Genomic DNA, 4,873 nt, shown 5'->3' on the forward strand with positions numbered 1-4,873 from the left:
TGTCGATCCGCTCGGGCTGTTCGACGGTGAGGCGCTGGGGCTTGTCGATCCGCTCGGGCTGGTCGACGGGGATCCGCTGGGGCTGCCCGACGGGGAACCGCTCGGGCTGCCACTCGGTCCCGGCGACGAGCTGGCGCACGGCGAGGAGCTGCTGCTCGGGCTCGGGCTCGCGCTGGTGCTCGCCGGCGCGCTCGGGCTGCCGGTGGGACCGCTCGGGTAGGCCGACGGCGTCGTCCCGGCGAGGGCCGGCTCCGCGGCCACGGTCCGCTGCACCGGGGTCGCCGTCGTGGTCGGGGTCGCCGACGGACACCCGTTCACCTCCTGCCAGTCCTGCACCAACGCCCGGTGCACGTCGGCGGGCAGCGGTTCCCCGTCCGGGACACAGGGGTCGAAGGTCCAGCGGGTGAGCACTCCCCGGTAGGTGATGTCGCGGGTGCAGATCGCCGGGTCGGCGCCGGCCTGGGCCGCCACCGGACTGACGGTCAGTGGCTCGGGAGGGGCGACGTGGACACCGATCCCCAGGGTGAGGCCGAGGACGGCCACCGTCGCCAGGGCGGCGGTGACGGCGCCCGATGCCCTCGCCCTTCGGTGCAACGCGGATGTCATGAGCTGGCGTCTCCTCTCGTGCGGTCGGCCGGCGCGGGCGCACGACGCCGGTCGGTGCTCCTACGCCTCGCGTGGAACGTAGCCACGGGTGATAATTCGTCGATGAACCCGCGGTGAGGCGATGGGACTGGTCGTGCGGATACGAGCGCTGGGACCGGTGCGGATCTGGGACGGCGCGCAGTGGGCGCCGGTCGCGGCGCCGCACCACCGCGTCGTGCTGGCCGTGCTGCTGGCCGAGGCCGGGCAACCGGTGAGCCGGGATCGACTGGTCGACGAGATCTGGGGTGGCCGTCCCACCCGGACGGCGGCCAGCGCCGTCAACGGGTACGTCATGCGTCTGCGCCGGTTGCTGCGGGCCGGTGGGGCCGGCGACGTGGTCAGCCGGGCGGCCGGCTACGAGCTGGTGACCGCCGAGGACACGATCGACGTCCAGGTGTTCGAGCGGATGGCGCGCGCCGGGAAGCGGGAGGTCGCCGAGGGCCGCGTCGCCGACGGGGTACGCCAGTTGTCCGGCGGCCTGGCGCTGTGGCGCGGCCCGGCGCTGGCCGACGTGCCCGAGACGCTCACCGTCTCGGCGGCGGCGGCCCGCCTGGAGCAGCTCCGACTGGCGGCGTACGAGGAACGCTTCGCCGCGCAACTGGAGTTGGGCCAGCACGCGGAGATCGTGGAGGAACTGGCCGCGCTCGCGGACGCGCATCCGATGCGCGAGCGGCTCTGCCGACACCTGATGGTCTCGCTGTACCGCTGCGGGCGGCGGGCCGAGGCGTTGGAGGCGTACCGCCGGGTCCGTGACGTGCTCGTCAACGAGACCGGGATCGAGCCCGGTCCGGAGCTGCGGGACGTGGAACGCGCCGTGCTCACCGACGACCGGAGCCTCGCCGCGCCCGCCGTCCGGCCGGTGACCCCGGCGCAGTTGCCGGCCGTGGTCACGCACTTCGCCGGCCGCCGCGATCCGCTGGCGGCCCTGGACGCCCTCGCCGGCCAGCGGCCCGCGCCGCCGGTGGTCGTCACGGGGCTGGCCGGGGTCGGCAAGACGGCGCTGGCCGTCCGCTGGGGGCACGCGGAGCGGGACCGGTTTCCCGACGGTCAGCTCTACGTCGACCTGCGCGGCAGCTCACCACGGCCGCCGGTGACACCGATGGCCGCGCTCGTCCACTTCCTCCAGGCGCTGGGCGTGCCGGCGGAGCAGATCCCGGCGGAGCCGGACGAGGCGGTCGGGCTCTACCGCAGCGTGACCGCCCTGCGGCGGATCCTCGTCGTGCTCGACAACGCCGCCGACGCCGACCAGGTCCGTCCGTTGCTGCCCGGGGGAGCCGGGTGCGTGGTGCTGGTGACCAGCCGCGAGCAACTGCGTGGCCTGACCGCCCGGGAGGGCGCGGTCCGGCTCCGGTTGGACGTGCTCTCCCCGGTCGAGGCCGATGACCTGCTGGCCATGCTGCTGCCCGGGGCGGCCGGGCGGGACACGGCGGAACTCGCCCGACTGTGCGGCTACCTTCCACTGGCCATGCGCATCGCGGCCGCCAACCTGCGGGCCGAGCTGACCCCGATCGGCCGGTACAACCAGCGGCTCGCCGCCGGTGACCGGCTGGCGGCGCTCGGGGTTCCCGGCGACACCACGACCGCCACCGTGGCCGCCTTCGACCTGTCGTACGAGGCGCAGCCGGCGGCTGCCCGCCGGGTGTTCCGGCTGCTGGGCGTCGCTCCGGGCGATGTCGTCACCCCGCCGGCCGCCGCGGCCCTGGCCGACGTGCCGGTGGTCGAGGTGGAGCCGCTGCTCGACGCCCTCGCCCGGGCCCACCTGTTGGAGCAGTCCGCTCCCGCCTGCTACCGCTGGCACGACCTGGTGCGCCTCTACGCCCGGCGACGCGGCTCGGTCGAGGACACCGACCGGGGGGCGGCGCTCGACCGCCTGTACGACCATTACCTGTCCACCATGGACCTCGCCGCCGGCCTGCTCTATCCGAGTGTCGTGCGGCTGCCACTGCCGTCCGGCGTGAGCGCGCGGCACCGGGTCGGGTTCTCCACCGCGGCCGAGGCGCGGAGTTGGGTGGAGGCCGAGCGGGACAACATGATCGCCGCCGTCATGGCCGCCGGGCCGGAGCACCGGACGGTCGCCTGGCGGCTCACCGACCACCTGCGCTGGCACCTCGACTTCACCTCGCCGTCGGCGGAGTGGCTGCCGGTCACCGAGGCCGCTCTGGCGTACGCACGGGCGGACGACCATCCGTTGGGGCAGGCCGCCGCCCACCTGAGCCGGGCCACCGTCCTGCTGGCCACCAGCCGGTACGCCGAAGCGCTCGACGACTTCCGGCGGGCGCTCGGGTTCGCCCGGCGCGGTGGCTGGGCCGAGGGCGAGGGCAGCGCCCTGAACAATCTCGCCCACGTGTCGTTCGAGACCGGCCGGCTGGACCTGGCCGCCCGCTACAGCCTCGAGGCGTTGGAGATCGACACCCGGATCGGCCGGTTCGCCGGCCGGTTGGCGCGGTTGGCCAATCTCGGCAACATCCGTCTCCAGCAGGGCCGGCTGGCCGACGCCGTCACCTACTGCGAGCAGGTCATCGAGCTGGAGAGCCGGGTCGACGAGTGGCACGGGCAGGGCACGGCGCACGGCTGCCTGGGTGAGGCCCACCTGCTGCTCGGCCGCTACGACGAGGCGTCGGTCCATCTGGGTCGGGCGTTGGCCACGCATCGGCGGGCCGGCGCCCGTAGCTGCGAGGCCGACACCCTGCGGCTGCTGGCGGCGGTGCACGGGGCCACCGGTGACCTCGACCGGGCGCGACGCGACGCGGTCGAGGCGCTGCGGATCGCCCGCGAGGTCGGTGACCGTTGGGTCGAGGCGCACGCCCTGCTCGCCCGCGCCGACCTCGACCTGCGGGCCGGCGACGCCGACCCGGCGATCGACCGCCTGGGGCAGGTCCTCGCCCTGGCCCGGGGCGACGGGGCCCGGCACGCCGAGGCGCAGGCGTTGATCGGTCTGGCCCGCGCCCACCGGTTGCGCGGTGGGACCGGGGACGACGCGTCGCGGGCGTACGCGTCGCGGGCCTTGGCCATCTCCCGCGAGTACGGCTACGAGTTGTTGGCGAAGGCCGCGCTGACGGTGCTCGGTCCGGAGCCCACGCACATCGGGCGGTCGGCGCCGGACAGCTGAATACGCACAATGAGTCCGAGCGCGTCGACACCATTCCGGGTCGACGCACCCGATCTCGACAATTGGCGTCGTGTTAGAGTTCCGCGATGCTCGGCCGAATGCTCATTCTTGTCCTCTCGGTCATCCCGAAGCACGCGATCAGTCGCGGCGCGGGATGGCTCGCCACCCGCACCGTTCCGGTCCGGTGGCGCGGCCCGGCGTACCGCACCTACAGCCGAATCTTCGGTGCGCGGCCGGAGGAGGCGGCTCTCCCCCTTGAGCAGTACCCGTCGGTCAACGCGTTCTTCACCCGTACGCTCAGGCCGGGATCACGTCCGCTCGCGGCCGACGCCATTGTCTCCCCGGTTGACGCCACCGTCGGAGCATACGGAGTCATCGAGTCCGACACGCTCGTGCAGGCCAAGGGACGCAATTATTCCCTCGCCGCGCTGCTCGGTGACCGCGAGTTGGCGGACAGATTCGACGGAGGCACGTACACCACGTTCTACCTTTCGCCGAAGGACTACCACCGTATTCATTTCCCGTTGTCCGGAAAGGTCACCGCGGCCACCTACATCCCCGGTGAGCTCTGGCCGGTCAACGTCGCCGCCGTGGCCAACGTGGCGAACCTCTTCGCGGTGAACGAGCGCATCGTCATCGAGGTCGACGGCGAGCGCGGCGGGCGGGTGGCGATCGTCGCCGTCGGCGCCACCATGGTGGGGATGACCCGTCTCGCCTTCGACGACCTGCACACCAACGCCCGACGGCGCGAGGTGCGCCGTCGTCGCTACGATCCGGCGCTTCCCGCGTCGGCCGGCGCCGAGCTGGGGCACTTCGAGTTCGGTTCCACGGTCGTCCTGGCCTGCTCGCGAGACGCCGGAACCATCGAGCCGCTGTCGGTCGGGGCGACCGTACGGATGGGTGAGCGACTCGGTGCTCCGTCCGCCGTCCCGCCCGCCGACGGATCGTGACGGCCCGCCCGTGCCGCCTCGTCGTGGAGCGCGCCGGGCGGGGGGGCCGCGGGGGCGGCGGGGGGGGGGGCCCCCCCCGGCCCCCCCCCCCCCCGGGGGGGGGGGGCCCCGGGGGGGCGGGGGGGGGATACCGCGGGGCAACCCCGGGCGCGCCCCCCCCCGCGGCGCC

Annotated in this window: 3 protein-coding genes; all 3 read left to right on the top strand. The window is 74.4% G+C overall.

Annotation, left to right across the window (positions count from 1 at the left end):
* The coding region (locus tag AB0B02_RS26540; RefSeq protein WP_357304642.1) for a hypothetical protein at positions 1-220 on the top strand (220 nt) is incomplete at its 5' end.
* Between the two features lie 507 nt (positions 221-727).
* Positions 728-3,754, top strand: a complete 3,027-nt coding sequence (locus AB0B02_RS26545; protein ID WP_357304645.1) for a BTAD domain-containing putative transcriptional regulator — start codon at positions 728-730, stop codon at positions 3,752-3,754.
* 98 nt (positions 3,755-3,852) lie between these two features.
* Positions 3,853-4,704 (top strand): archaetidylserine decarboxylase, encoded by an 852-nt coding sequence (gene asd / locus AB0B02_RS26550; RefSeq protein WP_357304648.1) that lies wholly within the window; start codon positions 3,853-3,855, stop codon positions 4,702-4,704.
* Positions 4,705-4,873: the final 169 nt, after the last annotated feature.

The organism is Micromonospora sp. NPDC049240 (assembly GCF_040647835.1).
GTDB lineage: Bacteria > Actinomycetota > Actinomycetes > Mycobacteriales > Micromonosporaceae > Micromonospora.

Excerpts from the sequence above, each read along its gene's own strand:
- AB0B02_RS26545 (WP_357304645.1), top strand. The coding sequence starts at position 728 with ATGGGACTGGTCGTGCGGATACGAGCGCTGGGACCGGTGCGGATCTGG.
- asd (WP_357304648.1), top strand. The coding sequence starts at position 3,853 with ATGCTCATTCTTGTCCTCTCGGTCATCCCGAAGCACGCGATCAGTCGC.